We start from the raw sequence: 230 nt of genomic DNA, 5'->3' as shown, positions 1-230 counted from the left end.
TTTTTGTCCTTATAGGAATTTTTGAATGTCCTGAAGTTGACAGTCTTTCCGATATACTCTGGTCGGGCAATCAGAGTAGTAACCTGATTTCCTCGCCACATATACGGATTTTCTTTGTCATAGTTGCTTGCATGATTTCCAAGTCCCTTTTTTCCAAGATAATAAGACGGTCTTTCTATTTTTTCTTCTGAAAGTTCTCTTGCTATCTGATAAGGTCCTTTTCCCTCAAT

General features: G+C 37.4%; 1 protein-coding gene. It reads right to left on the bottom strand.

Features of this window, described 5'->3' with window-relative positions; genetic code table 11:
* Positions 1–230: recombinase family protein (locus tag DW739_RS15275; protein ID WP_243023803.1), on the bottom strand; the 230-nt coding region annotated here is incomplete at both ends.

Source organism: Clostridium sp. AM28-20LB, assembly GCF_003480665.1.
Taxonomy (GTDB): domain Bacteria; phylum Bacillota; class Clostridia; order Lachnospirales; family Lachnospiraceae; genus Otoolea; species Otoolea fessa.
The sequence above is the reverse complement of the archived record's forward strand: the minus strand, read 5'-3'. Positions and strand labels throughout refer to the sequence as shown.